The sequence below is a fragment of the Stenotrophomonas sp. STEN023 genome, assembly GCF_056760135.1.
This window is the reverse complement of record NZ_JBRREF010000014.1, coordinates 45072-71477: the sequence shown is the minus strand read 5'-3', so window position 1 is coordinate 71477 and position 26406 is coordinate 45072. Positions and strand designations below refer to the sequence as shown.

Below are 26406 nucleotides of genomic sequence, written 5' to 3'. Positions count from 1 at the left end.
CGGCTCAATCCAATTGGTAGTCGCGCATGCGCTCGGCCACGCCGGTCGAGATCAGCCACGGGCCGATGGTGTCGGCACGGGCAAGCCCGGTGTCATTCAACGCGACCAGCGCATTCTCGCGCGTGGCCAGTCCTTGCTCGAACAACTCATCCAGCTGCGGCAGGTCGTCGAAGCACTCCGTGCCAAAGCGCTCGCGGTATTGCGCAAGATCCAACCCCGGCTGCGCCAGCAGTGACTGGATGACGAAGCGACGACGGCGCTCGTCCTCATCCAGCCGCACGCCGTAATCGATGTGGGCGAAGGAGGCCTCATCGCGCTCCAGATAGTGCGCAAGAATATCCGCCACCGAGCGTCGGCTGACGCCGTACTCGCTGGAGTAGTGCAGGCCGCTGGTATACGAGCGGGCGCCACAGCCGATGCCGACCATGCCGTCGCTCTGGCAGCAGTACGCCGGCCCGCCGGAATCCGGTGCGTTCGCCGCTCGGAACATGCGCATCGATACCTGCTCATAGCCCGCGGCAAGCAGACGCTCGCGGCCGGCTTCATACAGGGCCAGACGGTTGTCCACCGATTCTGGATGAATGACGAAAGAGCGCTTGCTGCCTTCCTTCGCACCGATGCGGTCCAGCCCTGTGTGCGGGCGCACGTACAGCGGGTAGAGGTAGAGCTCTTCCGGCTGGAAGGCGAGGGCGCTGTCGATGGAAGTGAGGAAGCTGGCCACGGTCTGCCCGGCGATGCCGTAGATCAGGTCCAGGTTGAGTGTTGGAATGCCCGCCGCACGCATCTGTGCGATGGCTTCCTCGACCACCGCGCGTTGCTGCGGACGCACCAGCGAGCGCACTTCCGCATCACTGAAGCTTTGGATGCCCATGCTGACGCGGTCGATGCCGGCGTCGCGGCAGATTTTCATCTTCGCCGCGTCCACGGTTTCCGGCGACACCTCGATGCCAGCAGGAATCGAATGCAGGTCGATGTTGGCGTGGCGCTGCACGAAATCAAACAGCCGCTGCAGCTGCGGCGCATCCAGATAGGTAGGCGTGCCGCCGCCCAGCGCGAAGCGCACGAAGCGGTGCTCGCCCAAGGCGTCGGCGGTTACCCGCAACTGCTTCTCCATCTGCGCCAGATAGGCTTCCACCTGCGCCGGCGCCGGCCGCGCCATTGCGAACAGATTGCAGAAGCCGCAACGGTAGCTGCAGAACGGCACGTGCAGGTACAGGAACAATGCATCACGCGGCTCGCTCGCCCAGGCATCGGCAAGCAGCGGCGGTTGGGTGATCGGCCGGTACGCGGACTTGTGCGGATAGGAGTACGAATAGGCCTGGTAGGGTTCGAGCCGCAGCAGCTCTGACAAACGATGGGCGGTCATGGGCTCAACACAAAATGCGCATAGGGGACGTTCATCACCGTCTCGTGGGCGAGGCGGTGGCCGTGGAAGCCATCCTCGCCGTAAGCGGTGCCATGGTCGGAACAGATGATCACGAAGGCCGGCCCACGCGCACGCAAGGCAGCGAACAACGCCGCCAATTCGCCATCAACGTAGCGCAGTGCGGCGCAGTTGCTGTCCAGTCCATCCGCGTCGCAGCCGGGCAGGTAATGCCGGTTCGGCTGATGGATGGCCGAGACATTGATGAAGAGGAAGCAGCGCTGGTCGCCCGCTGTCTGCAGGCGCTCGCAGGCCAGTGCTACCTGGCGCGCGGTGGAGTCGACCGCGGTCACGCCGAGCTCGGGCTGCCAGTGGCTTTCCTCGAACAGGCCGGGCAGTTGCGAGCCCAGCGCATTGCGGCGGTTGAAGAAGCCGACGCCGCCAATGCAGACGGTACGGTAGCCCTGGTCACGGAAGCCGCCGACGATATCGGCACGGCCGGAGAACACGAAGGTCTCCGGCACGATGGTCTCGCTGCCTTCAAACTCCAGCGCGAACAGGCGCGGATGCGGGCCCGGTCGCGCAGGCGTCGGCAGGAATCCGGCAAAGAACGCCGAGTGCGCCGCATAGGTGAAGCTACCCGGCGTATGCCGCAGCTCCCAGCCATCGGCCGGCAGGTGCGGCGCAAGCACCGGCAGCTCGCCGCGCTCGAAGCAGCGCTGGGCCGCATCGAAGCGCAGGGCGTCCAGGGTGATCATCACCACGTCATGGCTGCCGACGATGCGGTGCATGTCGGGCAAGCGGGTCTCAAGCATGGGCGTACTCGTTGATGGCGGAACGCGCAGGCACCAACAGCGCCTGGTCTTCATAGGTGGTGCGCCCGTCATGGCGCAGGTCCAGCAGCAGGTCGCCGAAGCCATTGGCTTCCAGCACCCAGCTGCGCGTGCCGCGCACGATCAGGTCGAAGCCGATCATGCGGCTGGCAGGGAATGCAGCCGCGGCGTTTGCCGTGGCGGCTTGCAGATGGCTGATGGCGTCGGCATCCAGCAGTGCTTCCAGTTGCGTGCGCGCATTGCCCAGGTGCAGGTTGGTCAGCGCGCCCGCGCTCATCCGCGCCACCCGCTGCCGTGGCTGGCCATCGAGTGCGACCACGCGCACGTCATAGCGGCGGGCATCACTACCCGGCACGGTGGGCTTGGGAATCCAGCGTTCGATGTAGGCGCCTTGCTCGGCCAGCAGGTCGACCAATCGTGCGATATCGCGGTGCCGGTCGTACCGACGCTGCCGCAGCGAATTGAACACCCGCCAGCGGCCGTCCTGTTCGACCAGTTCCGCAGAACCATAGGCCACCTCGCGTCCATCGCGGTTGCGCGCGTAAGCCAGCACGCCCGCGCCGGACGAACCGTAGCGGGCCTTGATGAAGACACGCTCGCAGGCCGCATCGCGCAGCCGCGCGCATAGATCCTCGTAGCCGCTGATCGCCCCGAACAAGGGCGGCACCGCCACGCCTGCATCGGCTAGCAGGTGTTGGCAGCGGAGCTTGTCCGACATGCAGGCCAGATCGGCCGGTGCATTGAGGTAACGCGGCCCCGCTGGAAGCGACGCCAGCACATCGGCAAAGCCGGAATACCAGAACTGTTGATGTACCAGCTCACCATGTGCGGCGGGCAAGGGCGCATCGCCGCTAGCGCCAGACAACTCCCAGCCGCGCAGCACCAAGGCCTGATGCAGCGCAGGCGCTTCGCCGGGTGACTCCAGTTTGACGATGGCGCCGGGCGCCTGCGCGAGTGCCTCAAGCAGGCGCGCAGGCTCGGCGAGCAGGGTTTCGTAATCGAACACATGCGCGGCAGGCGCGCCCTGATCGTGCAGGGCACGTTGCAGCCACCCGATACGGCGGCTGCCGCGCGGGCCGATCAACAGCCAATTGGCCATCTTCGCCTTACTCGGACACCGCCACGAAGCGGTCGCCTTCTTCTTCTTCTTCCGGGTCGTCCAGCACCACGGTGCACGGCAGCGCCTGCAGCTTCTGCTGCCAGGCCTCGGAAATATAGTGGTGGCTCAGGTCGATGCGCTGCAGGCTGCCCAGGTTCGGGCTCTCGCACAGCGCCTGCGCGCCGACGTCGCCGATGGTGCCCAGCGACAGGTCCAGCGTCTGCAGCGTGCCCAACCACGGTTCGCCGGCCAGCCACACCGCCAGCTCGTCGCTGATCATGGCGTTGCGCAGGCCCAGGTACTGCAGGCGCTCGGGCCCGATCGCCGACAACAGGCGCTGGTAGACCGCCACATCGCCATCGAAGCCATAGCCGTCATCGCCAAGCCACAGCTCAAGATGGCGCAGCGCCGGCAGCGTGGAGTTGGCGATGGCGATGACGATCTCGTTCGGCAGGCCACCGCTCTCGATCGCCAGTTCCTGCAGCGACGTATGCGTGAAGGGCTGAAGCTCAAGTTCGGAGGTGCCACGGATACGCAGCGACTCCAGGCCCGGGAAGGCCTCCAGCAGGGGGTTGTAGGAGATCTGGTTGATCCACGACATCTCGCAGTCTTCGTAGGTCATGTCGCCCACGAACAGCGCCTTCAGGTTGCCCAGCTCGGCACGGCGCGCAATCAGCCCATCGATCAGGCCCTGCGGGCCATCACTGGAAGCCTCATCCCATGCACCGATGACTAGCACTTCAATCGACTTCGGATCAACCTGCTCGAAGAAGTTGGCCAGCAGTTCCCCCTGGCTCTCGTCGCTGTCGTATTCCTGCATCAAGCGGTAAGCGACATCGCCGGCTACGGCTGAGCCACCCATCTTGAAGTCAACGACTTTCTTGCCACGATAAACCTGCGTGTATTCGCCAATGGTCACGGTACGTCCTTGCCGGAAATGGTGCCGTAGCATAACCGAGAGGATGCGAATGCTGGCAGCAATGCATCACGTTCGATGGAAGGCATACAGCCTTAGCCATTCCGTAACCATGCTGTGCTAACGCAGCAATCAAGCGCAAACAAGCAAGCAGAAGAAGCAAGCGAAGCCAGCTCAACCCCCTCCCTTGCGCGTAGCGCAGGGGAGGGCTGGGGAGGGGTGCACTTCGCAACGAGCCAACTCCCCAAGCACTCCCAGCTTCGCAGCTCCCACAAAAAAGAGCCAACCAGCAAAGCAGCAGCGAAAAGCGAAGCCAGCTCCAATCCCCTCCCTTGCGCAAAGCGCAGGGGAGGGCCGGGGAGGGGTGCTCTTCGCAGCAATCGAGCAGATCAAACATCCCAAGCTTCGCAGCTAACGCAGCTCCCACAAAACCAAGCAATCAGCTTCAGACCTACAACGAACTACAAACAGCCACATAGTTCCCCTGGCTGATATTCAAATACTTAACTCCGTTGTAGTACTTGTACCCAACCCCCATCACCCGATGCCCACTCTCGGTAGGGAACACCACAAACTCATACTCATCCCCAAACAGCGGATCAGCAGGCGTAAAGCTCAAGTTGACCTTGTCGCCAAGATCATCGTGCTTCCGCTTCCAGGTCATCTTCCCCTGCAAGTCCTCGCCCAGCAGCTTCACTTGCGCCCGCTGCGTCTTGGTATCCCAGGAGATCATATCGGGGCCAATCGAATCACCCTCGATCTTGCAGATGGTCGTCTGGGCAAAAGCCGGCGCAGCAACGCCCAGCAGAAGAAGGGGAGCCAAGTGAGATGGTTTGAATCGCATTGTGTAAGTCCAGTAGTTCGGGCCAGCGTTGCTCCGCAACGCCGTGCCGCGTTGTACCAGACGAAGGCACCTGAACGCCATTGTCAGAACTGTTCTGCGTGCTCGATCAGTTTGGCGGGCGTACTCTGCTGGTCTGCAATGCGGCGGAGTTATGATATTGCTGCGAACTGATCCATCACGCCGCATCCAATTCAACGCGCGCGTATCTCTTCAACGGCCAATGAACGCACGCTCCAGCGGCCGTCCTTCATTGTCAGGTGTGCGATCTGCGAGAACATGATGGGCGCGCGTGGCTGCTTTTGCCGCACTAAGACTGGCTCTCCAGTACGCACCTGCAGTTTCCATAGGCCGATGTGAACCTCATGATCCGGCCCGATAAAGCATGCCGACTGCCGCGTCTCTTCTGCCAGAATAGCGTAGTCCGCTTTCGGCACACTGCGTTGCAGCATGGCTACCAGTTCTTGCTTGATGGCTTCAAGATCGCGTTGATCTATACGGAGGTCTCCGGGAGCGAGCTTCAGAGCAACAGACGCAGAGCCGCCGGAAACCGGCACAGCTTGATCTCTTTGATTGGCTTGTACACATCCGCCCGCCATCAACAGCAGGCAGGCATACGCCGAGGGCATGATGTACTTGCTGCGCAACAATAGCGCGAGCATCAAAGTAAATCCTCGTATTTCCGCGTCAATACGGGAATCGGCGGTTTCATTTTTGGACTCATCTCCGGTGGATATATCGCGAATCTATCGTCTGGACATTGCGAGGGCGGCATAGGGCTGCGCTGTGTTGGGTCTTCAGGTCGGCGTCCTGTGGTCGAAGGCTTTAGTACAGGTAAGTCTGGACGCGCTGAAAAGCCAGTGGCCCTGCCCAAGTAGCGCACGCCGGCTCTACATAAGTCCGCGAGCCTTTGCCTCTTTCACGATGTCCAGCATCACTCGAGGCGGGTGGGCCTGCGCCAGAAACATCAGGTGTTCGACTGCTTTGACCCTTTGCAGGTGGTCCAAGCGGCACGGGCCACCGAGGGCCAGCGCAGGTACAAATCCGAACATCTCGTCCGGTCCCGGGCGGCCGAGCAGCTTCACAGCGCGCTCAAAGAGTAGCTTGTCGCCGTCATCCTCCATATCGAACGCATCCTTTTCACACACGATCAACCAGGTTTGAAGCAACAAGTCGGCTTTGCCTAGCGCCATATCCGCAGAATCGTCTGAAGGGAAGATCATGGAGTAGGGCGCATTGATATGCAGGCTTGGACCGGTGCGCTCGCCCCAGACGTGCAATTCGCCCAACGCGCCCCTTGCGAACACGTGATACTGATCTTTGCTGTAAAAATCGGTCGCGTGTATCCACGCATTGAGAACGTCAGCGTATTCGCGTGGGTCCACCAGCCATAGCAATCCGTCGCCAAAGCCACACCAGCCCATCGCCTTCCAGTAGGTCAGCAGCGCATTGGGTAACTTGCCGCGGTAGGCTTCTACAACGGATTCGGGTACGGGTGTGCTGTCGATCTGCGGCCCAAAGCCTTCGTGGTTATAGAAGTAGTCGAAGCTCTCATCCAATGAGATGCTCACTTTCTAGGTTCTCCTTTGGTGACGGCGATCAACCTGCTAGTGCGATGCCATCTTCTTGGTCTTTCCGAGCGGTGCGGGCGCATCAGGGACTTCATTGGCAGTTTGATCGAGCTGTTGTATCCGTGACACTTCGCCCATCTTCTTCTGGCTGTACTGCCCGCCAATGGTCGCGTGCTCGATCAGTTCGGCGGACGCGCTATGCACCGCCGACCTCCTCGCATACTCGTGTCTGCTTTACATAAGTCCGCGAGCCTTCGCCTCTTTCACAATGTCCAGCATCACCCGAGGCGGGTGGACCTGCGCCAGGAACATCAGATGCTCGATTGCATTGACCTTCTGTATATGGTCCAAGCGGCGCGGGCCGCCAAGGGCCAGTGCTGGAACAAAGCCGAATATCTCGTCCGGCCCTGGCCGGCCTAGTAGCTTTACAGCGCGTTCAAAGAGCGGATTATCGCCATTGTCTTCTGTATCGAATGCATCCTTATCGCAGACGATAAACCAGGTTTGCAGCAGCAGATTGGCCTCGCCCCTTGCCATGGCGGCTGACTTGTCAGAAGGGAAAATCATGGAATTTGGCGCATTGATACGTAGGCTAGGGCCAGTACGCTCGCCCCAGGCGTACAAATTGCCAAATGCTCCCCGGGCGAAAACGTGATACCGATCTTTACCGTAGAAATCGGTCGCGTGTATCCATGCATTGAGAACGTCAGCGTATTCGCGTGGGTCGACCAACCACAGCAATCCATTGCCAAAGCCAGCCCAGCCCATCGCCCTCCAGTAGGTCAGCAGTGCGTCCGGCAATTTGCCGCGGTAGGCTTCTACTATGGATTCAGGTACGGGTGTGCTGTCGATCTGCGGCCCAAAACCTTCGTGGTTGTAGAAGCAGTCGAAGCTCTCATCCAATGAAACGCTCACTTTCTTGGTCTCCCTTTGGTGATGGCTATCGAAGTGATAGCGCAATCCATTTTTTTGGGCTGTCCAAGCGCTGCGGGTGCATCAGGGAGTTCATTGGTAGATTGATCAAGCTGTTGCATCCGTGACACTTCGTCCTTCTTCTTCTGGCTCCACTGCCTGCCAATGGTTGTGTGCTCGATCAGTTCGGCGGGGGTGCTATGCGCCGCCGACCTCCTCGCATGTTTGTGCCTGCTCTACATAAGTCCGCGAGATGTTGCCTCTTTCACGATGTCCAGCATCACTCGGGGCGGGTGGACCTGCGCAAGGAACATCAAGTGTTCGACTGCTTTTACCTTTTGCAGGTGGTCCAAGCGGCATGGTCCGCCTAAGGCCAGCGCAGGAACAAAGCCAAGCATCTCGTACGCGCTGGGACGGCCGAGCAGCTTTGCCGCGCGCTCAAAGAGTGGCTGATTGCCATCGTCCTCTTTGTCGAACGTATTCTTTTTGCACACGATAAACCAGGTTTGTAGCAATAGATCAGCCTCGCCGCTTGCCATGTCGGCTGACTTGTCGGAAGGGAAAATCATCGAGTACGGTGCATTGATACGCAGGCTTGGACCAGTGCGCTCGCCCCAAATGTGCAGGTCACCAAACGCCCCCCGGGCGAAGACGTGATACCGATCTTTGCTGTAAAAATCGGTGGCATGTATCCATGCTTTGAGAACGTCAGCGTATTCGCGTGGGTCTACCAACCAGAGCAATCCATTGCCAAAGCCACACCAGCCCATCGCCTTCCAGTATGTCAGTAGCGCATCAGGCAACTTGCCGCGATAAGCCTCCACAATGGATTCGGGTACGGGCGTGCTGTCTATCTGCGGCCCGAAACCCTTGTGGTTATAGAAGTAGTCGAAGTTCTCATCCAATGAGATGCTCACTTTCCGTGTCTTCCTTTGGTGATGGTGATCGCCGTGATAGTGCAGCGCGATCTTCTTGGTCTGTCTCAGCGGTGCGGGTGAATTGGAAACATCATTGGCAGCTTGATCGAACTGTTGTATCCGTGACGCTTCGTCCATCTTGGTCTAGCTGGGCTGCCTGCCAATGCTTGCGTGCTCGATCAGTTCAGCGGACGCGCTATGCACCGCCGACCTCCTCGCATATTCGTGTCTGCTTTACATAAGTCCGCGAGTTTTTGCCTCTTTCACGATGTCCAGCATCACTCGAGGCGGGTGGACCTGAGCCAGGAACATCAGATGCTCGATTGCATTGACCTTCTGTACGTGGTCCAAGCGGCGCGGGCCGCCGAGGGCAAGCGCAGGTACAAAACCGAACATCTCGTTCGGTCCTGGGCGGCCGAGCAGCTTTACAGCGCGCTCAAAGAGCGGCTTGTCGTCACCGTCATCTTTATCGAATGCATCCTTGTCGCACACGATAAACCAGGTTTGCAGCAGCAGATCAGCCTCGCCTCTTGCCATAGCGGCTGACTTGTCGGAAGGGAAAATCATGGAGTTGGGCGCATTAATATGCAGGCTTGGGCCAGTCCGTTCGCCCCACACGTACAAATCGCCAAACGCTCCCCTCGCGAAGACGTGATACCGATCTCTGCTGTAAAAATCGGTCGCGTGGATCCATGCATTGAGAACGTCAGCGTATTCGCGTGGGTCCACCAACCACAGCAATCCATTACCAAAGCCAGCCCAGCCCATCGCCTTCCAGTAGGTCAGCAGTGCGTCGGGCAACTTTCCGCGGTAGGCTTCTACTATGGATTCTGGTACGGGCGTGCTGTCGATCGGCGGCCCAAAACCCTTGTAGTTATAGAAGTGGTCGAAGCTCTCATCCAGCATCTGGCTCATTTTTTGCAGCGCTCCATTTTTCCGTTCATCTTACTGCTGGCCCGTTCTGCGTGAGGGACGTCATTGGCGGCTTGATCGAGCTGTTGTATCCGTGACACTTCGTCCTTCTTCTTCTGGCTCCACTGCCTGCCAATAGTGGTGTTGACCTCACCGTCTCCAAAGTCCGCGATTATGTCCTTTCCACCAGCGACCATATCGGGATTGTGCAAGGCATTGAGGGTCTTCATGGCTTCCTCGGTCTCTGCTTTGGCCAGTCGTTCCGCCTCAACCGGTGGAGTTCCTTGAGATATGTGATGGCTGGTCTTTTCTGCAGTTAGTCCGCGGGCAAAGTTTTTTCGAGCATCTCTCGCAAGCGTTCTATCCCTGTTGTTGGGGTCAAATGCAGCCCGCCCATCCAGATACTCCTGCACGGTCATATCGTTCAGGCCTTGCTGCTGCCCCTGCAACTGCCTATCCATTTCAGGGTACTTGTCCGCAGGTAGCTTCTGCGTGCTGAAGCACGGAAGCTTCTTCTCTGGCATTCGCTTGGGCGTCACTACTGTGACTACTTCACGCTTTGAGTCGGGCTGGCGATTGCTGTCGGCCTGTCGCCGCTTGCGAGCGCGTAGCGCCTTGGTCAGCGCCTTGAAAGCATCCTCAAGTTTCTCCAGCAGCATGAACAGCTTCTGGCCGACGCGGGCGGCCATCGTACCGGCCTTCGCCGCGGCATAGCCTATTCCGCCAGCGCCACCTGCTTCGATGGTGACGGCTGCAAGCACTACCGAAACCAACATGTCGATGGCAATCTGGCTGCCAAACCGGGATTTGAGGTTTTCGGCCTCATCCGGCGGGATGGCTTCCCACCAGTCCTCGGCGAACTGCGGCAGCATGCTGACGATTGCAGGGTCATCAATCAGCAGGTTGAACATCTCCTTCAGTTCACTCGCCGCCGCCATGACCTGCTTGCCTTTGGCGCGGTAGTCGGCGATCTTGCGATCCAAACCGGCCCGGTCGCCGGTCAGCAACAGCATCTTCCACTCACGTAGCTCGGCGTCGGTCTTGTAGTAGAGAACCGCCAGCTGCCAGACGGCCTCAGCCGTCCCGCTCACATAGTCCCAGCCGCCTTGAACTGCGCCTAGACCTTGGTTGCCAAGTTTCAGCGCGCCGCGCGTGAAGTATCCGGAACCATTCCACTGCTTCCACTCAGCTGCAAAGTCCGCTCTCGTCTGTGCAACGATTGCATCCAGCGCCTGCTTGATCTGCTCCCTTGCGCTGAGGATGTCAGCGTCGTCGCTGTCATCCAGATCGTGCTGGTAGAGCACCTGGATGGGGCCGACAGAGACATTGCCCAGTACTGCCTTGCCGGCATCGTCCAAGTTGCCTGAGCGAATGCTGTCGTCGGCCAGCATCACCCGATAGCTCGCACCGCGTACCGGTGTCTGGTCCAGATCGTTGTAGTGGTAGTGCAGGGTCAGGTCTTCGGCCTGTGGAGCCGACGTCTGGGCAAAGCTCTCGCTTGCTGATGCGGGCGTTGCTCGCAGAAGGCTGGTTGCCGCAAGCGGTAATGGACCCGCCGCGCTTGCTGAGGATGCACCTTGGTCCACGAAAACCAGGTTCTGCTTCCCAGCCAACAGGCGGCAGCCGCAAGCGAGGCTATCGCCTTGGCGTGCCACCGGCTGACCATCAATGACGATGCTTGCGTCACCGGTGATGATCGGAAAGACGCCCTTGTGCAGGGTGGGGCAGGTGGCTTTGTCGCCGATCCGTGCGACCGGCTTGCCTTCAATATCCGTTGCAGGCGAGCCGGTAATTACCCTGCCGCCGCTCGTGGTGGCATCGCCCACCACAATCCATGTTCTTGCCATCCATCGGTCCTCCTTGGACGTCAGGTAACAAGTCTAAAGGCGGTGGGACGGGTTCAATTTTCTTTCCAGACGATTCCTATCTCTCGAACGGGGAAGCAAGTGTTGCCGGGTATTCGACAACGAAGCACTGCACGTTTGTTCGTCTGTTCTTGCTGACTATCAACCAGCCAGATACGCATCCGTAGCAACCACCCGCCCATACCCGAACTCAAACGACGCCATCATCGCCGCATGCACCTGCGCAGCCGGCGCCACAACACCGTTGAACTCCAGGTCACGGGTGGCGCAGGCGTCGTGCAGCACGGTGACCGCATAGCCCATGTCGGCGGAGGCACGCACCACCGCATCCACGCACATATGGCTCATTGCACCAACCACCACCACGTCCTCAATTCCGTGCGCCTCAAGCTGCTGCCGCAGATCGGTATCGCTGAACGAATTGACGTGGTTCTTGACGATCACCGGCTCATCGCCGATGGGCGCGGCAGCGGCCATGATCCGCACCCCGTCCGAGCCCGGTACGAAGATCGGCGCATCACTGCTGGCGGATTCATGACGGACATGCAGCACCGGCACGCCCTTGGTCCGCGCATCGGCAATCACGCGCACCGCATTGGCGGTGGCGGCATCAATGCCCACCAGTGGCAGCTTGCCGGTGGCAAGGTATTCATTCTGAAGATCGACGACGATAATGGCGCGCTTGCTCATGTACGGCTCCCTGATGGGTGGTTGAATGGTGTGGGAGAAGTCTCCGCGACCGGCCTGCCACCACGAAGAGGCGCTACCGACATTCTTGAGGGCTGTACCGACAGATGCGCACCGACGGTCACATCCAAGTGGGAATCCTGCTGTATCCCGGCGCCCAGCTGGCGGCAGTGCTCGGCCTGACCGACCTGTTCGCCCTGGCCGGCCGGCTCGCCAGCGAACGCGCAGTACCCGCCGCGCCCGAACTGCAAGTCACGCATTGGCGCATCGAAGCGCCCGGCCAAGCGCCGCAAGCTGTCTACAGCTCAAGCCAGTCGCCAAGCGGAACACCGCAGGTGATGATCCTGCCGCCCAGCATGCAGCCGCCGATTTCCACCGAAGCCGCCGCGCCCTACCTGGGCTGGCTATGCGCACTGCACGACGACGGCACCACGCTCGCATCGGTCTGCGCCGGCGCATTCCTGCTGGCTGAAACCGGGCGCCTGGCCGGCCGCACCATCACCACCAACTGGCAATACGCCGAACTGCTGGCCGCACGCTTTCCGGACGTGACGCTGGACGTGGACCAGATGCTCATCGACGGCGGCGACATCTTCAGCGCAGGCGGCGCCATGGCGTGGACCGACCTCGGCCTGCGGCTGGTAGACCGCTACCTCGGCGCCGCAGTGATGCTGGATGTCGCACGCACGCTGTTGATCGATCCACCCGGACGCCAACAACGCTACTACAGCAGTTTCTCGCCACGCATGACGCACGGCGACGCCGCAGTGCTGGCCGTGCAGCAATGGCTGCACGACACCCACGCCAAACAGGTCGCATCCGCCGAACTCGCACAGCGCGCAGGGCTGGAAGGGCGCACCTTCCTGCGCCGCTTCCAGAAAGCCACCGGCATGACCGCCACTGAATACTGCCAGCGCGTACGCGTGGCCCGTGCACGGGAGATGCTGCAGACCAGTAACGTGCCGCTGGAGCGGATTGCCTGGGACGTGGGTTACAGCGACCCGGGTTCGTTCCGGAAGGTGTTCAGCCGGATTGTGGGGTTGTCGCCGGGGGAGTATCGGAGGCGGTTCAATATTTTGATTGGATAAACAAGCTAAGTGCAGCCATCGCTAGGCTCGAGTTGTATGGGTATCTTAGGGGCTAATAGAGATTTCGATTTTTTTTCGTTATTGTTCTGTGATTAAACTGGAAGCCTTGCTGGCTGCTCGTGGCATTGGTGAGATTATTGAAGGCGGGAGCGGGGCGGAATTTTGATTCGAAAGGAGAAATGCAGATTGTCGGAACTACTTGCACGCGAGTAGACGCAAGTTGATTGTCAAGCTTATTCGTAGCGTTGCTCTATTTTGCGCATATTTTGACTTTAACGGTGGGGTGTGGCGTGCCAAAGTTGATCCGGCTTAAGTATCAGACGTGGTCTGAACAGGAGCGGTCAGTTTCTTTTGTCGTGGAGGGGGGAGCTCGAACCGGTTGCCATACGACAATCCTAACCGGGAGGAATGGGTCCCATAAGAGCTCAATTCTGAAAGACTTGGTTGCGGCGCTTTCGCTTTCAGATATGAAAGCGAAATTGCAACTCTCAGAACCTATCGAGAGTTCCTTGGGGGCGCCAATTGTCATCTGTGCATCGGGGTCGGTAGCTGATAGGTTTCCACCGAAAGAGAATGGCGGTCGTTTCACCGAGTACGCGGTTCCGGGCTACGTTTATTTGGGGCAGCGGGTTGGAAACAACCTGCTCAGCAAGAAGCGCTCGCTTGAGACTGCGCTTACTTTCGCTCTAGATGAGGCATCCGTGAATCGATACGGATGGTCATTTTTTTCGCGGGCGTGCCAGCTAGCAGGGATTGAGCAATCGTTCGATCTTTCGTTTGTATTGAAGCCTGCGGCAAAAAAGCAACGGGATATATTGGGGGGATTGCTAGAGGATGCAAGAAATGATCGTATGCCTAGCTCGAAGAAGTCGGGTCGCTCGGGTAGAGAAGTTCCTGTAGCAATAGCTCGCTATTTGCTGGACGAGTTTACTTATGAGGAGTTCAATGAGCTCGATACTTTCATAAGGAAGAGGGCGCATCACCAGCTAAAGGTTAGTATGCTAGGTAATGGATTGGTGCAGTCCTCTTTGTTAAGTCGTAATGCCATCCGTCTTGGACTACTGGCAGATGTGATGACACTGGATGATGCGATGGTCTATTCATTTAGGAGTCGCCGGCAACTATCGGCATTCGATCTTAGTTCTGGGGAATATCATTTATTAAGTACCATTATGGGTATTGGTTTCTCCGTGCGCCAGGATTCAATCGTTCTGATTGATGAGCCTGAGAATAGTCTTCATCCTCAATGGCAGCAAGAGTTCATGGAATGCCTGTTTGATATATCCGAGTTTATGACTCGAGGGCACATGGTTGTATCAACGCACTCTCCTTTGATTGTGAGCTCGGCTAAACCTGGAACTTCCATCATCGATCTTGGATCTGATCTTGAAGCGGCATCGACGCTGACCGGTTATGGTGCTTCCGCAGACGAAGTTTTGTTTGAACAGTTCGGAATTGCGTCGAGCCGTAATCGCCAAGTGATCGAGATAGTGCAGCGAGCTGTGGAGCTGGTGGAAAGTGGGAGAGGGGGCGCTCCAGAATTCCTGGATTTGACAGTTGGTCTTGCTGATATCAAAGGTAGGCTCCGTTCAGGTGATCCCCTTATTGACGTTATTGATGAGCTCATTTATGGGGGTGTAGAGTGATAGATGTCGGGTACCAGCGGATTGTGCAAATTCCACCTTATCCCATTGGTCTCAGTGCCAGTGCTCTATCTGCATATAAATGGGATAGTCAGTCGAATGATGTTGTGAGTTTTAAGGCTGATTTGAAAAATAGGCTTCGGCGGGAGCAATTTGGTCGATGTTGCTACTGTAGACGGTTCTTGCCAGACCAAGTATCCGTTCATATTGAGCATATACTAGAGAAAGCGGTTTTCCCGGTTTTTACATTTGAGATTCGAAATCTTGCATTGGCTTGTGCAACATGTAATTCAAAGAAGAATATGGCCTTTGCACGCCTTCGAAGAGTACTGCATACACGTGCGAAGCGACGGGGACAGCTTCCACCGATAACTCCAAGATGCCCTAGTTTGGTTTCATCTGGTGTTGGGCTCGTGGCATACCCGGCGCAGGCTTCGGATTATCGCTGGGTTCACCCCCACTGGGATGACTACTCTGCGAATATTACCGTTCGACGTAACTGGGTTTTTGGGTGGCTCACGTGGAAAGGCCGCCGGATGCTGCGCGCTCTGGAGCTAAATGCCTTGGTGCAGTTGGAGAGGCGAGCGCTTGATGAGCGCCTCGCTTCTCGTCGGAGCCATTTGTCTCTACTAATCGGCGCCATTTCTGAGCTCAATACTATGCAGGCGCGAGATGTATGTGACGCGGTTGTGGCGGAGCTTCGTCGACGACATGATCGTGCCGATTCTCTTTAAAGTCGATCCGGAAATTATTCGAGGAAAGCTGGGCTAGATATTTTCCTCACCTGCCTGGAGGGATGGTCGTGACACAGGTGAAAGTCTTCCGAAGGAATAGCCACGAGTCGGATCTTCCCCGGAGGGTATCCAGTCGCAAGGGAAGATTGCCGACCTGTCGACAGGAAGATGGGCCGTCAGGATGGCGCGCTCTGTGCAGTTTTGTTGGCTGGCGCTTTCATTTTATCGGCCTGCGGAATATCAAAAATTAGCACCGTCATCGTGAGCTCTCGGTTTGCATCGGTCGGGTGGTGCATCACAAAGCGAAAGCCGGACTCATGCTTCCAATTTAGTGTTCGCTTGTAGTTCGGGTGCGCTTCCGTAGTGGTTTTGACTTCCTCTAGGACCTTGGATGTATCTCGATTGCGATTGAAGACGAGGATTGCGGTTTTTGTGTCTCTCCACGATTGATAGCTTAGTAGTTGATCAATAGTTTCGCTGTAACCTTTAGCTCCTTTCCAGAACTTGCATTCGCCGATGAAAGAATTCTTTCCGTCAATACGAAGCAAGATGTCGGTCTTGCCTGCGGCGTTAAACGTTTCGCCTGTTGCTTGTCCCTCGAACTGACCATTGAGTTGCACAAGGTAGTGGTCACGCAGAACTTCTTCACCCATAGTTGCAAACGTCGACGGGCTGCGCTCCATCATTTGAGTCATGTTCTGAATCACCGTTAGTACGTGCTCATAATGCTCCATATTCATGGCAGGCTCCGGCTGGAAAGGCGTCGTGGAAGCCTTCGGGAGCGCCGGAGTTAATTTCTTGCGAATAGCAGGTGCAGCGTATGTCTTCGGTGCATCCGATCGCACCTTTAGGGGAATTCCCAGCGCCGCAATACGACCTTGATTGGCTAGGAGCCGCTCTCGACGCTTTCTGATTGTCGTTTCAGCGAGGGCGTTGATTGAGTTGTTATAGCTAAGTATGTCGTTCTTTATCCAGTCGAGGTGATTTTCGATTTCTTGCAGCTGGCGCTCCATTTGTGGCTTTATGTCCTGGTCCTCATCATGGGGGATTTGATAGGAAAGGATCAACGCTTGATTGGATACACGGCCTCGCGGGGGAGCGCTGGAGAATGTGCTGGCCTGAGCTTTAAAGAGGTCGGCTTCGCCAGTAAACGGGATCTCGATGTCTATCTGCTGCCCAGGGATGTAGTGGGGACGACTTGAGTCGCTTATCCAACGGTGTCCGTGATAGCGTGCGTCCACCTTCGTTTCGTGCTGATCTGCCGTCATCTCATCACGAAGCAAAATGGGTGGCTCAATCTTATATTTTTCAACGAAGTAGTCTATTAGGTCTTGTTCTGATGTGTTGAGCAGGCGGTTTTGTTCTAACGCATCAACTTCCTTCTGTAACGCACTACGTTGGCGTTCTATAGTTGCATGCAGGTCAATATCCGAAAAAAGGTATCCCCTTTGATCGTACAGTCCCATCGTAGTTCCTTTCATGTAAGCGGTTGTGATTGCAAATATAGCTGCATCTGTCTTTGGTTGCGTGAAAGCTTGCACCCTAAAAATTTTGTATATCCCCTTGCCATCTTGCCTCCCTGTGCCGATTCTTTCTTTGGAAATGTTTGCAGCCAGATCGCAATGTTAAATCAATCCCCCTTGTTAACTTGGATTCCGGTTTGTGCAAGCTATTGAGCCTTATTATTTTGTGTCCTTGAGATGGCGCTCCCTAAACAATAGGAAAAGCGGCAGCGCTAGCGATGGGCCAACCACGACGCTAGACAGTGGCAGCCAAAGGTGACGCATCCTCAGTCTGCGTCCCTCAGTACATATGAATACAATGGTCACAAGCCCTGAAATAACGACATCTGCCCAAGCAAACGCAGCAATTTTGCTCGACGTGGCCTGCTGAAGCAGTAGCGGAACATTGAGGCCGTGGGCGGACAGCCATGGCACAAACTGGGCGAGGGGCAGAGCGGTGCCTGCGATGCAGAGAAGTAGGTAAACAAACCGCATGTTGCTCTCCGGCTGATTCGATTGATTGTCTCTGGTGTGGATTATCGCTTGGGCCAGGGAATATTGGGCCTTGTTGGGGACGAGCTCGGGTGTTTCAGCGCGATCGAGGAAGGCCAGTCTGCAATCATTTCCGCTGCCCATAAGAGCTCTGCGGCACCAGGCAGCACTTAGGCGCACTCAGCCCGCAATCACCCATTACCGATGGACATTCCCGCGTACCCAACACACTGGCATGCTGTCGCCTGCTCATCAGGGGATGAAAGTCGATGTTTCGATCTGTTGTTCTTGCGGCCGCGTTGTTTGCAGCCCTTCCCGCGCGCGCGGAGCTGGCTTTCGAGGCGCCGGTGGCCTGCGCCGATGCGGATTCGTCACCTGCGCTGAAAGGCAGCCTCTGTGTCACCACCAATGTTCCGCTGCGCCATGAATCGCCGGCCGAGGGTTCGCTGAAGCTGTTCGTGCGGTGGTTTCCTGCCGAGACGGTGGAGCGGCGCGGGGAGGTTTGGTTGTTGGCCGGTGGGCCTGGTGAGTCCGGGGCGTCCTTGTATCCGGTGGTTGCGACCTTCCGGCATGCGTTTCCCGGCTATGACCTGGTGATTCCGGACCATCGCGGCGTGGGCCGGTCGGAGCGCATCTGTCCGGTGCAGGAGGCGGCGGACAGCGCCGATGGTGTTGCACTGGCGGGGGACGAGTGGGGTGGCTGCATTGGTGCGATGTATGCGGATGCGGCGCGCACGCAGGCGTTCTCGGTGACCGAGGCGGCGCAGGATCTTGCGCTGCTGATGTCGCGCTATCGCGGCAGTGGGCCGACCTATCTGTACGGGGTGTCGTATGGCACGCAGCTGGCCTTGCGTGCGCTGCAGGTGGCGTCGATGCCGCTGGACGGTTTGATCCTGGACGGGCTGGTGCCGCTGGAGACCACCGAGCAGTGGGATCTGAGCCGGCGCACGGCGCTGGTGGATGCAGTGGGGCGTGCGGTGCTGGGCGAGCAGAAGGTGGCGGTCTATCAGCGTGTGCTGGCCGCTGCGCCGACGGCGCCGTGGAAGGACGAGGTGCCGGGTGGTGATCTGCGTCGGTTGCTGGGCTCGCTGCTGAACTTCCCTGCGTTGCGTGCGCGTATTCCGGACATCGTTGATGGGCTGGCGGTGGACGATACGTCCGCGCTGCTGGCGACGGTGGCGGAGTTGAAGACGGCGATGGCCGGGATGGGGCAGGGCGGTAACAACCAGCCTTCGCTACCGCTGGTGATGTTGATCTCGGCGTCGGAGAACAATGCGCGGCCGGGGCTTACGCGCGAGCTGGTGGAGCAGGAGGCTGCTGGGGCTTTGTTTGTCAGTGCGATCCCGGGGTTTCTGGTGGGGGCGCCTGTGCCTGCTTATGCCAAGGATGCTTGGTTTGGGAAGTCGCCTGGGGTGCTACCGAGGACTTTGGTTGTGCATGGGACCTTGGATCCGAATACGGCGTATGCGGGGGCGGTGGAGCATGCAGCGGTGCTGGGGAAGGCTGGGGAGGTGAGCTTCAGTACGGTGGAGGGTGGGGCGCATTTGCTGTCTTACTTTGCGCCTGGGTGTTTTGTTGAGGCGGTTGGGGCGTTTGTGAAGGGTGGGGAGGTTGGTGGTGGGTGTGTTGAGCGGTGAGGGTTTTTGGTCTTGTTGGTGAGTTTGGTTGGGGTGTTGGGGGTGAGGCATTGCTGCCTTCGATCTGCCCTCACCCCAACCCCTCTCCCGCGGGCGGGAGAGGGGCTTTGGTCATGCGGGGTCGGGGCTATCCGGTGACCTGACAGGTTGCTGGGCTCTTGTGGCCAACTGGCAACGTCGGCTCCAGCGTCAAACGCTGCACATCCGAAAACAGCTGCTCCACCGGCATGCCGTAGGGCGCAAACAAGCGCAGCCGCCCTTGCCGGTCGAATACGTAGCCGCCTGCGGTGTGGCTCATCGAATAGGCGCCGGGGTGCTTGCCTTCTTCGCGGTCGTAGAAGGCTTTGAACGATGCTGCCATCGCGGCCAGTTGCGCATCGTCACCAACCAGCGCTGTCGCAGTCGGGTCAAACGCTTTCACATAAGTCTCGGCAACAGCTGGCGTGTCGCGGGCCGGGTCCACGGTGACGAAGATCACCTGCAGTTTGTCGGCGTCCGAGCCCATCAGGTGCTTGACGCGGTTCAACTCCACCATGGTGGTGGGGCAGACGTCGGGGCAGCTGGTGAAGCCGAAGAACAGGTAGGTCACTTTGCCGTTGAGGTCGGCCGGGCTGCGGCTTACGCCTGTGCTGTCGGGCATCGTCCATTGCTCGCCGAGTGCTTCGCAGGCGATGTCCTTGCCGTAGAAATCCACCTTGGGTTTTGCGGCGCAGGCGACCAGTAGCAGGGTGGCGGCGCTTATCGCGATGGTGGACAGGTGCAGTTTGCGGGCCAGTTCGGCGAGGCCGGTGGCGGGGGTGTTGGTGCGGGACATGGCTAGGGTCGATGAAGGACGGACAGCCGAACTACATGCGACGGGCCGGCATGGTGTGCCGGCCCGTTGCGTGCGTCAGTTGACCATCATGTGGAAGTGCATGCTCCAGATGATCCAGATGGAGAGCGCTACCACGATGAAAAGAATGACCAGGGTGAAAACAAAACTGGCCAGGTTCCAGCCGCCCTCCGAGGAGCGGTTCATGTGCAGGAAATACACCAGCTGCACGATGATCTGCACGACGGCAAAGCCGACCAGCAGGGCCATCGTCAGTGGCCGCGACAGCGTCGGGTTCATCACCAGCAGGAAGGGGATGACGGTGAGCACGGCGCAGATCACGAAGCCGATCAGGTAGGACTTGGTGGAGCCATGTCCGCTGCCGGCGCGGGAGGTGTCGTTGTCGGACATGGTCAGAACACTCCAATCAGATAGACAAAGGTGAAGACGCAGATCCAGACCAGGTCCAGGAAGTGCCAGAACAGGCTCAGGCAGGAGATGCGGGTGACATTGGTCGGGGTGAGGCCGCGACGCTTTACCTGGTGCATCACCACCGCCATCCAGATCAGGCCGCTGGCCACGTGCAGGCCGTGCGTGCCAACCAGTGCGAAGAACGCGGACAGATAGGCGCTGGTGGTGGGGCCGGCGCCAATGTGGATGAGGTGGTTGAACTCATACACTTCCATGCCGATGAAGCCGGCACCGAGTGCGAAGGTCACGCCCAGCCAGGTCAGCACCGCGCGCTTGTCCTGGCGGTGCATCGCCAGCACGGCCTGGCCGTAGGTGATGCTGGAGACCAGCAGCAGGAAGGTTTCCACCAGCACGAACGGCAGCGAGAACAGCTCGGCACCGGTCGGGCCGCCTGCGTACGCGTTGCTGAGCACCGCGTAGGAGGCGAATAGCGAGCCGAACAGCACCAGGTCGGACATGAGGTAGACCCACATGCCGAAGACCTTCATGCCACCCTGGTCGTGGCCATGGTCGTCATGGCTGTGCTCGGCCGCCAGCGCGTTGTCTACGGCGACATTGGACATGATGTTCATGCAATCACCCTGTGCTGCTTGAGCTTGTTCTGGTGTTGGTTCTCGATGGCGGCCACTTCTTCGGCGCTGACGTAGTAATCCACGTCCTCGTCGTAGGAGCGCACGATCAAGGTGACGATCATCGCCACGAAGCTCGCACCGGCCAGCCACCAGATGTGCCAGATCAAGGCGAAGCACAGCGCCAGGATCCAGATGTTGAGGATCAGCGGCACGCCGGTGTTACGCGGCATGTGGATCGGCGCGTAGTGCTTGGGCGGCTTGGGCAGGCCTTGCTTCTTGGCTTCGTGGAAGGCGTCCAGGGTGTCGGCCTTGGGCACCACGGCGAAGTTGTAGAACGGCGGCGGCGAGGGCGTCTGCCATTCCAGCGTGCGTGCATTCCACGGGTCGCCGGTGATGTCCTGGTTCTGCTTGCGGTCGCGGACGCTGACGTAGATCTGCACCAGCATCAGCACGATGCCTGCGAGCACGAACAGCGCGCCGACGAAGGCGGCAATCAGGTAGGGCGTCCACGCCGGGTTGTCGTACTGGTTCATGCGCCGGGTCATGCCCATGAAGCCGAGCATGTACAGCGGCATGAAGGCCAGGTAGAAGCCGATGATCCAGCAGGCGAACGACCACTTGCCCAGACGCTCGTTGAGGGTGAAGCCGAACACCTTCGGGAACCAGTAGACGAAGCCGGCCAGGTAGCCGAACAGCGCGCCACCGATGATGGTGTTGTGGAAGTGGGCCACCAGAAACAGGCTGTTGTGCAGCAGGAAGTCCGCGCCCGGGATGGCCAGCAGCACGCCGGTCATGCCGCCGATGGTGAAGGTGACCAGGAAGGCGATGGTCCACAGCATCGGTACGCTGAACTCGACGCGGCCACCGTACATGGTGAACAACCAGGTGAAGATTTTCACGCCGGTCGGGATTGCGATGATCATCGTCATGATGCCGAAGAAGGCATTGACGCTGGCACCGGAGCCCATGGTGAAGAAGTGGTGCAGCCACACCACGAACGACAGGATGCCGATCGCCAGCGTTGCACCCACCATCGACTTGTAGCCGAACAGCTTCTTGCGCGAGAACGTGGCGGTGATCTCGGAGAAGATGCCGAACGCCGGCAATACCAGGATGTACACCTCCGGGTGGCCCCAAGCCCACACCAGGTTGACGTACATCATCGGGTTGCCACCAAGATCATTGGTGTAGAAGTTGAAGTCCAGGTAGCGGTCCAGGGTGAGCGCGCCGAGGGCAACGGTCAGGATCGGGAACGCAGCAATGATGATCACGCTGGTGACCAGCACGGTCCAGGTGAACACCGGCATCTTCATCAAGGTCATGCCAGGCGCACGCATGCGCAGGATGGTGATGAACAGGTTGACGCCGGTCAGCAACGTGCCGACACCAGAGGCCTGCAATGCCCAGATGTAGTAGTCAACACCTACCCCTGGACTGAACTCGATACCGGACAACGGCGGATACGCCACCCAGCCGGTCATCGCGAACTCGCCAAGGCCCAACGAGATCATCATCAGCGCAGCGCCGACCACGAAGATCCAGAAGCTGAAGGCATTGAGGAAGGGGAAGGCCATATCGCGCGCGCCGATCTGCAGCGGCACCACGATGTTCATCAGGCCCACCACGAACGGTGTGGCCACGAAGAAGATCATGATCACGCCATGCGCGGTGAAGATCTGGTCGTAGTGCTCGGGCGGCAGGAAGCCATCGCTGCCCGGGCCGGCCGCAGCCAGCTGCGCGCGCATCATCAGTGCATCGGCAAAGCCGCGCACCAGCATCACCAGCGCCACCACGATGTACATGATGCCGATCTTCTTGTGGTCAACCGTGGTGAACCAGTCGCGCCACAGCACGCCCCACAATTTGAAGTAGGTCACCGCGCCGAGCAGCGCAACGCCGCCCAGCACCATGCCCACCAATGTCACCACGACGATCGGGTCGTGCAACGGCACGGCGTCCCACGTCAACTTACCGAACATGCTCATTACTCCTGGGAGGCCTTGGGTTCTGCGTTGTGGCCCGACGTGGCCGCGGTGTTCTCACCCACGCCGATGAACTGGTCGATGACCTTCTTGAACAGCAGCGGCTCGACGCTGGCGAAGTGGCGCACCGGTTCCTTGCGGGTGGGAGCGGCCAGACGCTTGAATTCGTCGAAGCTCAGTTGATCCGGCGACTTCCGCACCTGCGCAACCCAGTCGTCGAACTGCGGCTGGCTCATCGCGGTGGCGACGAACTTCATGTTGGAGAAGCCATGGCCGCTGTAATTGCCCGACATGCCGTCGAACTTGCCTTGCTCGTTGGCCACCAGATGCAGCTGCGTGCGCATGCCGGCCATCGCATAGATCTGCCCACCCAGCTGCGGGATGAAGAAGGTATTCATCGTCGAGTTGGAGGTGATGTCGAAGGCCAGCTGCTGCCCGGCGGGGAAGTTGAGCTGGTTGACCGTGGCGATGCCGAGGTCCGGGTAGACGAATACCCACTTCCAGTCGGTGGCGATCACTTCCACATGCAGCGGCTCGCCGGGGATATCCAGCGGCTTGTAAGGGTCAAGCTCGTGGGTGGATTTCCACACGATCACCGCCAGCACGGCGACGATGATCAGGGGCACGCCCCAGACCACGATTTCCACCTTGGTGGAGTGCGCCCAATCGGGCATGTACCTGGCCTTGGTATTGCCGGAGCGGTAGCGCCAGGCAAAGACGAAGGTCAGCACGATGGCCGGTATCACCACGATCAGCATCAGCGCGATGCAGATGATGATCAGGTCGCGCTGGGCAATGCCCACGTCGCCCTTGGAGTCCAGTAGTACCCAGTTGCAGCCAGACAGGCCCACGCATGCCAAAGCGGCCAGCGCTGGGCGGATGCGTTTCCAGCAGATATTCATTGAAGGTCGACCCTGTTGAAGGAGCTCTTGAGCGGGGACCGCCGATGCCCGGCGCATGGGCCGGGAGCGGCTACACTGTCCGTACGGCGGTGCCTACAAAAGGATTGCCGATCCAGTCAAGTCCATACAAGATACATCATTGTATGGGTTGGTGCACGTACAAAGCAGGGAAGGTTCACCCGATGCAGCAGCCAGCCGCAGGCCGACGCCTGAAAAAGCCCAACCGGACCTGGGTCCGTCCCTTCGCCGAGGGCAGCGGTCCGCTCTACCTGCAGATTGCCCAGCAGGTACGCGATGCCGTGGACGATGGCGTGCTGCAACCCGGCGACCGCCTGCCGCCGCAGCGCGACCTGGCCCAGCTGATGGGCGTGGACCTGACCACGGTTACCCGCGCCTACGCCGAGCTGCGCCAGTCCGACCTGCTCGACGCGCAGGGCGCCGGTGGCACCTTCATCGCCATGTCCGCCGGCAACAGCGCCACATCGGTGGACCTGAGCATGAACATCCCGCCGCTGCTGGGCAGCAGCCCGTTCGCGCAGAGCATGGAGCGCGGCTTCCAGCAGCTCAGCCAGCAGCTCGGGCAGGGCGAGTTGATGAGTTACCACGTAGGCGCCGGCTCCCGCGATGACCGTGCCGCCGCCGTGCAGTGGCTGGCGCCTATCCTCGGCAACGTCTCCGCCGAGCGGGTGGTGATCTGCCCCGGCGCGCAGGCCGCGCTATGCGCCATCGTGCTGGCCAAGACCCAGCCGGGTGACCTGATCGCCGCCGAACAGCTCACTTATCCGGGCCTGCTGGCCGCCGCCCGCGTATTGCAGCGGGGCATCGTCTCCATCGCCATGGACGCCGAGGGCATGCTGCCGGACGCGCTGGAAGCCGCCTGCAAGCAGCGCAAGCCGGCCCTGATCTACCTGATCCCGACTATCCAGAACCCGACCACCGCGACCATGTCGCAGGCCCGCCGCGCCGCCATCCTGGCCATTGCCCGCCGCCATGGCGTGGCGGTGGTCGAGGACGATCCCTACTGGCTGCTGGCCGCCGATGCGGCGCCGCCGCTGGCGGTGGATAGCCACCCGGACGCCCCGGTCTATTACGTGTCCACCCTGTCCAAGTGCTTGGCGCCGGGCCTGCGCACCGCCTATCTGGTGGTGCCGCCGGGCGAGCCTATGGAGCCGCTGCTGGACGCCCTGCGTTCGATCGCGCTGATGCCGACCCAATCCATGGTGGCGGTGGCCTCGCATTGGATCCGCAGCGGCCAGGCCGATGAGATGGTGCGCCGCTTCCAGCAGGAACTGCGCCAGCGCCAGCAGATTGCCGCGCGCATCCTGCCCAAGCCGTATCAGGCGCACCCGTCCGGCCTGCATGTGTGGCTGCCGTTGCCGCCACGGTTGGACCAGTACCGGCTGATCCAGGCCGCGCAGGCGCAGGGCCTGGGCATCGCCAGCTCGGAGTCCTTCAGCATCGAGGAGCAGGCCGGCAATGCCATCCGTCTGTCGCTGGGCGGGGCGGTGGACCAGCACAGCCTGGCGGCGGCGTTGACCAAGCTGACCGAGGTCATCTCGGCTGCGCCTGAGACGCGGACACAGGCCATCGTTTAACCGGCCTCCGGTCATATCCATACAAAAGTGATACATTGCATATCTTGTATGGATATGCGGGTAGCTGCTGTGCGTCGGGACAAGCTGAAGTTTCATCTGGTCATGCTGGGCTGCGCCGGTTTCGTGGTGCTGGCGCTGGCGTCGCTGGTCTATGTCTGCTCGCGGCCGCAGACCGCCGACGTGCAGGCCAGTGAGCGCGCGGCCATCGACCAGTGCCTGCAACGCAGCCGCGCGCCGGAACGCACCGAGATCTACCGCCGCGCCCAGGCCGATTCCTGCGCCGAGATGCAGGAACAGTACGAGCACAAGTTCGGCGCGGACGCCGCCTCGTGAGCCCGCCCAACGGCGCATCGTCGCGCAGGCGCGGGATGCGGCTGTGGATTGCAGCCGGCTGCGTGCTGATGGCCGGTATTGCGATAGCGCTGTGGCAGTACTTCGGCTTCAGTGAGCAGGCCACGTTCGCCGAGCAGGCCATCGTCTTCGACGACACCCAACTCAAGCTGCCGCCGGAACTGGCTGGCGCGAATGGGCGCATCCGCGTCGTGCATTTCTGGGACCCAGCCTGCAAGGTCTGCAACCGCGAAACCGGCGCGCATCTGAGTTATCTGATCAGCATGTACCGCCGCGCCAACATCGATTTCTACGCGGTGCGCCGCCCGGGCACGACGGGTGAGCTGCCCGAGTATCTGCGTGGTCGTCTGACGGAACTGCCGACGATTGAAGGCGCCGAACATATCCCGGCCAGCCCTGCAGTTGCGATCTGGGACAGGCAAGGGCATCTGGCCTACGCAGGCCCGTACAGCATCGGCATGGTCTGCAATTCGGCCAATAGTTTTGTCGAGCCGATTCTCGACAAGCTGGTCGATGGACAGATGGTGCGCCCGCGTGGACTGCTGGCGGTGGGATGTTACTGCGCTTGGCAAGGCAAGCCTTGATCCGCTGCTGATGAACCTGCGTGCATGCCAGCGTGTGCGGACGTTTTGTCCGCGCACAAAAAACAGCGGGCACCCGCTCCAACCGACCGATGGTTGTGAGCAGGCACCCGCCGCTGATGCAAACAA

27 protein-coding genes are annotated in these 26406 nt (G+C 59.7%); 7 read left to right on the top strand and 20 right to left on the bottom strand.

From position 1 onward, the window contains the following. Positions 1 to 4: 4 nt before the first annotated feature. From ACVOLV_RS06260 to ACVOLV_RS06200, 13 genes are all read right to left on the bottom strand, one after another. Positions 5 to 1366 (bottom strand): STM4012 family radical SAM protein, encoded by a 1362-nt coding sequence (locus ACVOLV_RS06260; protein ID WP_481553642.1) that lies wholly within the window; start codon positions 1364 to 1366, stop codon positions 5 to 7. Beyond that, the gene (locus ACVOLV_RS06255; protein ID WP_481553641.1) at positions 1363 to 2178 is read right to left on the bottom strand and encodes an STM4013/SEN3800 family hydrolase; all 816 of its coding nucleotides are present in this window, start codon (positions 2176 to 2178) and stop codon (positions 1363 to 1365) included. The genes ACVOLV_RS06260 and ACVOLV_RS06255 overlap by 4 nt, the downstream gene beginning before the upstream one ends. Beyond that, on the bottom strand, positions 2171 to 3280 hold the full coding sequence (locus tag ACVOLV_RS06250) for an STM4014 family protein (protein ID WP_481553650.1): 1110 nt from the start codon (positions 3278 to 3280) through the stop codon (positions 2171 to 2173). The genes ACVOLV_RS06255 and ACVOLV_RS06250 overlap by 8 nt, the downstream gene beginning before the upstream one ends. Positions 3281 to 3302: 22 nt before the next feature. After that, positions 3303 to 4214, bottom strand: coding sequence for an STM4015 family protein (locus ACVOLV_RS06245; protein WP_481553640.1), 912 nt, complete (start codon positions 4212 to 4214; stop codon positions 3303 to 3305). A 448-nt stretch (positions 4215 to 4662) separates the two neighbouring features. Beyond that, positions 4663 to 5055 (bottom strand): hypothetical protein, encoded by a 393-nt coding sequence (locus tag ACVOLV_RS06240; RefSeq protein WP_481553639.1) that lies wholly within the window; start codon positions 5053 to 5055, stop codon positions 4663 to 4665. A gap of 191 nt (positions 5056 to 5246) precedes the next feature. After that, positions 5247 to 5714, bottom strand: coding sequence for a hypothetical protein (locus tag ACVOLV_RS06235; protein ID WP_481553638.1), 468 nt, complete (start codon positions 5712 to 5714; stop codon positions 5247 to 5249). Between the two features lie 228 nt (positions 5715 to 5942). Next, positions 5943 to 6623 (bottom strand): GAD-like domain-containing protein, encoded by a 681-nt coding sequence (locus tag ACVOLV_RS06230; RefSeq protein WP_481553637.1) that lies wholly within the window; start codon positions 6621 to 6623, stop codon positions 5943 to 5945. A gap of 36 nt (positions 6624 to 6659) precedes the next feature. Continuing rightward, positions 6660 to 6827 (bottom strand): hypothetical protein, encoded by a 168-nt coding sequence (locus ACVOLV_RS06225; protein WP_481553636.1) that lies wholly within the window; start codon positions 6825 to 6827, stop codon positions 6660 to 6662. Positions 6828 to 6857: 30 nt separating this feature from the next. Further along, on the bottom strand, positions 6858 to 7538 hold the full coding sequence (locus ACVOLV_RS06220) for a GAD-like domain-containing protein (protein WP_481553635.1): 681 nt from the start codon (positions 7536 to 7538) through the stop codon (positions 6858 to 6860). Positions 7539 to 7771: 233 nt separating this feature from the next. After that, positions 7772 to 8590 carry a GAD-like domain-containing protein gene (locus tag ACVOLV_RS06215; RefSeq protein WP_481553634.1) on the bottom strand — a complete coding sequence of 273 codons (819 nt, stop codon included), beginning with the start codon at positions 8588 to 8590 and terminating at the stop codon, positions 7772 to 7774. A gap of 96 nt (positions 8591 to 8686) precedes the next feature. Then, positions 8687 to 9367, bottom strand: coding sequence for a GAD-like domain-containing protein (locus ACVOLV_RS06210; protein ID WP_481553633.1), 681 nt, complete (start codon positions 9365 to 9367; stop codon positions 8687 to 8689). Then, positions 9364 to 11211, bottom strand: coding sequence for a PAAR domain-containing protein (locus ACVOLV_RS06205; protein ID WP_481553632.1), 1848 nt, complete (start codon positions 11209 to 11211; stop codon positions 9364 to 9366). The genes ACVOLV_RS06210 and ACVOLV_RS06205 overlap by 4 nt, the downstream gene beginning before the upstream one ends. Before the next feature lie 159 nt (positions 11212 to 11370). After that, positions 11371 to 11919: a cysteine hydrolase family protein gene (locus tag ACVOLV_RS06200; RefSeq protein ID WP_481553631.1), complete on the bottom strand. Its 549-nt coding sequence runs from the start codon at positions 11917 to 11919 to the stop codon at positions 11371 to 11373. Between the two features lie 104 nt (positions 11920 to 12023). Between ACVOLV_RS06200 and ACVOLV_RS06195 the strand changes: the two genes are divergently transcribed. The 3 genes from ACVOLV_RS06195 (at position 12024) to ACVOLV_RS06185 (ending at position 15381) form a co-directional block, all read left to right on the top strand. Further along, entirely contained in the window at positions 12024 to 13004 is a 981-nt protein-coding gene (locus ACVOLV_RS06195) for a GlxA family transcriptional regulator (protein ID WP_481553630.1), read from the top strand. A gap of 467 nt (positions 13005 to 13471) precedes the next feature. Then, the gene (locus tag ACVOLV_RS06190) at positions 13472 to 14650 is read left to right on the top strand and encodes an AAA family ATPase (protein WP_481553629.1); all 1179 of its coding nucleotides are present in this window, start codon (positions 13472 to 13474) and stop codon (positions 14648 to 14650) included. Further along, positions 14647 to 15381 carry an HNH endonuclease gene (locus tag ACVOLV_RS06185; protein ID WP_481553628.1) on the top strand — a complete coding sequence of 245 codons (735 nt, stop codon included), beginning with the start codon at positions 14647 to 14649 and terminating at the stop codon, positions 15379 to 15381. The genes ACVOLV_RS06190 and ACVOLV_RS06185 overlap by 4 nt, the downstream gene beginning before the upstream one ends. A gap of 176 nt (positions 15382 to 15557) precedes the next feature. Here the strand turns inward: ACVOLV_RS06185 and ACVOLV_RS06180 are convergent, their stop codons facing one another. Beyond that, a complete protein-coding gene (locus tag ACVOLV_RS06180; RefSeq protein WP_481553627.1) occupies positions 15558 to 16847 on the bottom strand; it encodes a hypothetical protein in 1290 nt (429 codons plus the stop codon). 216 nt (positions 16848 to 17063) lie between these two features. Beyond that, positions 17064 to 17378 carry a DUF2834 domain-containing protein gene (locus ACVOLV_RS06175; protein ID WP_481553649.1) on the bottom strand — a complete coding sequence of 105 codons (315 nt, stop codon included), beginning with the start codon at positions 17376 to 17378 and terminating at the stop codon, positions 17064 to 17066. Positions 17379 to 17644: 266 nt separating this feature from the next. On the opposite strand from ACVOLV_RS06175, the gene ACVOLV_RS06170 reads away from it, so the two are divergent. Then, entirely contained in the window at positions 17645 to 19012 is a 1368-nt protein-coding gene (locus tag ACVOLV_RS06170; protein WP_481553626.1) for an alpha/beta fold hydrolase, read from the top strand. 127 nt (positions 19013 to 19139) lie between these two features. Here the strand turns inward: ACVOLV_RS06170 and ACVOLV_RS06165 are convergent, their stop codons facing one another. The 5 genes from ACVOLV_RS06165 to cyoA all read right to left on the bottom strand — a co-directional run bounded on the left by ACVOLV_RS06165 (position 19140) and on the right by cyoA (position 23750). Then, a complete protein-coding gene (locus tag ACVOLV_RS06165) occupies positions 19140 to 19826 on the bottom strand; it encodes an SCO family protein (protein ID WP_481553625.1) in 687 nt (228 codons plus the stop codon). 75 nt (positions 19827 to 19901) lie between these two features. After that, a complete protein-coding gene (cyoD, locus tag ACVOLV_RS06160) occupies positions 19902 to 20234 on the bottom strand; it encodes a cytochrome o ubiquinol oxidase subunit IV (RefSeq protein WP_312368997.1) in 333 nt (110 codons plus the stop codon). Between the two features lie 2 nt (positions 20235 to 20236). Then, on the bottom strand, positions 20237 to 20866 hold the full coding sequence (cyoC, locus tag ACVOLV_RS06155) for a cytochrome o ubiquinol oxidase subunit III (protein ID WP_481553624.1): 630 nt from the start codon (positions 20864 to 20866) through the stop codon (positions 20237 to 20239). Beyond that, positions 20863 to 22845 (bottom strand): cytochrome o ubiquinol oxidase subunit I, encoded by a 1983-nt coding sequence (cyoB, locus tag ACVOLV_RS06150; protein ID WP_481553623.1) that lies wholly within the window; start codon positions 22843 to 22845, stop codon positions 20863 to 20865. The genes cyoC and cyoB overlap by 4 nt, the downstream gene beginning before the upstream one ends. Positions 22846 to 22850: 5 nt before the next feature. Continuing rightward, positions 22851 to 23750 (bottom strand): ubiquinol oxidase subunit II, encoded by a 900-nt coding sequence (cyoA, locus tag ACVOLV_RS06145; protein ID WP_481553622.1) that lies wholly within the window; start codon positions 23748 to 23750, stop codon positions 22851 to 22853. A 182-nt stretch (positions 23751 to 23932) separates the two neighbouring features. On the opposite strand from cyoA, the gene ACVOLV_RS06140 reads away from it, so the two are divergent. From ACVOLV_RS06140 to ACVOLV_RS06130, 3 genes are read left to right on the top strand one after another with little or no spacing between them, the layout of a single operon-like run. Next, a complete protein-coding gene (locus ACVOLV_RS06140) occupies positions 23933 to 25345 on the top strand; it encodes an aminotransferase-like domain-containing protein (protein ID WP_481553621.1) in 1413 nt (470 codons plus the stop codon). 48 nt (positions 25346 to 25393) lie between these two features. Continuing rightward, the gene (locus ACVOLV_RS06135; RefSeq protein WP_481553620.1) at positions 25394 to 25678 is read left to right on the top strand and encodes a hypothetical protein; all 285 of its coding nucleotides are present in this window, start codon (positions 25394 to 25396) and stop codon (positions 25676 to 25678) included. Positions 25679 to 25713: 35 nt separating this feature from the next. Beyond that, positions 25714 to 26280 (top strand): DUF6436 domain-containing protein, encoded by a 567-nt coding sequence (locus tag ACVOLV_RS06130; RefSeq protein WP_481553619.1) that lies wholly within the window; start codon positions 25714 to 25716, stop codon positions 26278 to 26280. The last annotated feature ends 126 nt before the right edge of the window (positions 26281 to 26406 follow it).

Coding starts and splice junctions, on each gene's coding strand:
- ACVOLV_RS06130 (WP_481553619.1), top strand. CDS start 25,714: ATGCGGCTGTGGATTGCAGCCGGCTGCGTGCTGATGGCCGGTATTGCG.
- cyoC (WP_481553624.1), bottom strand. CDS start 20,866: ATGAACATCATGTCCAATGTCGCCGTAGACAACGCGCTGGCGGCCGAG.
- ACVOLV_RS06255 (WP_481553641.1), bottom strand. CDS start 2,178: ATGCTTGAGACCCGCTTGCCCGACATGCACCGCATCGTCGGCAGCCAT.
- ACVOLV_RS06205 (WP_481553632.1), bottom strand. CDS start 11,211: ATGGCAAGAACATGGATTGTGGTGGGCGATGCCACCACGAGCGGCGGC.
- cyoB (WP_481553623.1), bottom strand. CDS start 22,845: ATGTTCGGTAAGTTGACGTGGGACGCCGTGCCGTTGCACGACCCGATC.
- ACVOLV_RS06240 (WP_481553639.1), bottom strand. CDS start 5,055: ATGCGATTCAAACCATCTCACTTGGCTCCCCTTCTTCTGCTGGGCGTT.
- ACVOLV_RS06195 (WP_481553630.1), top strand. CDS start 12,024: ATGCGCACCGACGGTCACATCCAAGTGGGAATCCTGCTGTATCCCGGC.
- ACVOLV_RS06235 (WP_481553638.1), bottom strand. CDS start 5,714: ATGCTCGCGCTATTGTTGCGCAGCAAGTACATCATGCCCTCGGCGTAT.
- cyoA (WP_481553622.1), bottom strand. CDS start 23,750: ATGAATATCTGCTGGAAACGCATCCGCCCAGCGCTGGCCGCTTTGGCA.
- ACVOLV_RS06165 (WP_481553625.1), bottom strand. CDS start 19,826: ATGTCCCGCACCAACACCCCCGCCACCGGCCTCGCCGAACTGGCCCGC.
- ACVOLV_RS06190 (WP_481553629.1), top strand. CDS start 13,472: ATGAAAGCGAAATTGCAACTCTCAGAACCTATCGAGAGTTCCTTGGGG.
- ACVOLV_RS06215 (WP_481553634.1), bottom strand. CDS start 8,590: ATGGACGAAGCGTCACGGATACAACAGTTCGATCAAGCTGCCAATGAT.
- cyoD (WP_312368997.1), bottom strand. CDS start 20,234: ATGTCCGACAACGACACCTCCCGCGCCGGCAGCGGACATGGCTCCACC.
- ACVOLV_RS06260 (WP_481553642.1), bottom strand. CDS start 1,366: ATGACCGCCCATCGTTTGTCAGAGCTGCTGCGGCTCGAACCCTACCAG.
- ACVOLV_RS06175 (WP_481553649.1), bottom strand. CDS start 17,378: ATGCGGTTTGTTTACCTACTTCTCTGCATCGCAGGCACCGCTCTGCCC.
- ACVOLV_RS06180 (WP_481553627.1), bottom strand. CDS start 16,847: ATGGGACTGTACGATCAAAGGGGATACCTTTTTTCGGATATTGACCTG.
- ACVOLV_RS06210 (WP_481553633.1), bottom strand. CDS start 9,367: ATGAGCCAGATGCTGGATGAGAGCTTCGACCACTTCTATAACTACAAG.
- ACVOLV_RS06135 (WP_481553620.1), top strand. CDS start 25,394: ATGGATATGCGGGTAGCTGCTGTGCGTCGGGACAAGCTGAAGTTTCAT.
- ACVOLV_RS06200 (WP_481553631.1), bottom strand. CDS start 11,919: ATGAGCAAGCGCGCCATTATCGTCGTCGATCTTCAGAATGAATACCTT.
- ACVOLV_RS06140 (WP_481553621.1), top strand. CDS start 23,933: ATGCAGCAGCCAGCCGCAGGCCGACGCCTGAAAAAGCCCAACCGGACC.
- ACVOLV_RS06170 (WP_481553626.1), top strand. CDS start 17,645: ATGTTTCGATCTGTTGTTCTTGCGGCCGCGTTGTTTGCAGCCCTTCCC.